1 protein-coding gene is annotated in these 1,501 nt (G+C 30.9%); it reads left to right on the top strand.

What is annotated here, in order from left to right:
• Nucleotides 1–114 precede the first annotated feature (114 nt).
• Nucleotides 115–1,501: excinuclease ABC subunit UvrA (locus tag U9R42_15085; protein MEA3497350.1), on the top strand; the 1,387-nt coding region annotated here is incomplete at its 3' end.

The following is a 1,501-nucleotide window of genomic DNA, read 5'->3' as shown; positions in this document are numbered from 1 at the left end:
CAGCGTTCCAAACACATTGCTATGTTGGTGTAAAACAATAAAATAAATAGGTGCGAAACTTTAGTTAATAATGAATAACAAATTAACTTTGTAAGCTTAAAACTTTCATACTTTATGAACCAAACAAGCTCAATACAATTAGTAAATGTTAGTCAGAATAATTTAAAAAACATTTCGCTACAAATACCAAGGAACAAACTTGTTGTGGTAACCGGAGTTTCAGGCTCAGGAAAATCTTCTTTAGCTTTTGATGTAATAAATGCTGAGGGACAACGTCAATATTTTGTGAATTTATCTGCCCAAGCACGTAAATATTTAGGTAAATTAAATAAACCAAATGTAGAACAAATAAAAAATTTAACACCTACAATTTCAGTATCGCAAAATATAAGGAATAATAACCCGCGTTCTACGGTAGGAACTTTAACAGATGTTTACGACTTTTTACGATTGTTATTTGCTCGAATTGGAAAAACTAACAATAAAGATATTGAAATTAATCGTTCATTATTTTCATTTAATTCGACAACAGGAATGTGTTCAAATTGCAAAGGCTTGGGTGTTGAAGATAAAATTTCGATTGATTTACTTGTTGAAGATGAGAATAAAACAATTAGAAATCAAGCTCTTAAAATAACTAATCCAAATGCTTATACAATATATTCTCAAGTAACTATTGATGCCCTAAACAAAGTCTGTAATGCATATAATTTTAACGTTGATATTCCTTGGAAAGATTTAACAGATGAGCAAAAACACATTATCCTTTACGGAAGCGATAAAGTTATAATTCCTTATGGCAAACACCCTTTAGAATCTCGTATGAAATGGTCGGGAATAACTGCAAAGCCACGTCCTGAAGGTTTTTATAAAGGTATTATTCCTGTTATGGAAGAAATTCTAAACAGAGATAGAAATCCAAATATTTTACGTTTTGCAAAAACACAGCAATGTTCTAAATGCGGTGGTAGTCGCTTGTGTGAAACAGCTCAATCGGTAAAAATTGATAATAAAAATATTTACGATTATAGCAAATTAAGTTTAGATGATTTAAAAATAGAACTAACAGAGAACAAAGAGCTTAACAACAATCAAATAGCAAAAGCAATTATTTTTGAAATATTAAAACGTATTTCTATTTTGCAGGATCTTGGCTTAGGCTATCTCTCGCTTAATCGTCAAGCAACAGAGCTTTCGGGTGGCGAACTTCAACGAATAAGATTGGCAAGGCAGGTTGGTTCGGAACTTAGAAATATTACTTTTATTTTTGATGAACCATCAATTGGAGTACATCCGTCAAACAATAAAAATATTTTAAAAGTAATACGCAAAGTTGTTGATAACGGTAATACTGTTATCGTTGTAGAACATGATTCACAAACAATATTAAGTGCCGATTGGATTATTGATATTGGACCAAAAGCAGGAATTAATGGCGGAGAAGTACTTTTTAACGGAAGTGCTGAAAAGTTTTTAAAATCAAAATACAAATCCTTAACTA

Source organism: Bacteroidota bacterium (genome assembly GCA_034723125.1).
Lineage (GTDB): Bacteria > Bacteroidota > Bacteroidia > CAILMK01 > JAAYUY01 > JAYEOP01.
This window is presented reverse-complemented; position numbering and strand designations above follow the sequence as displayed.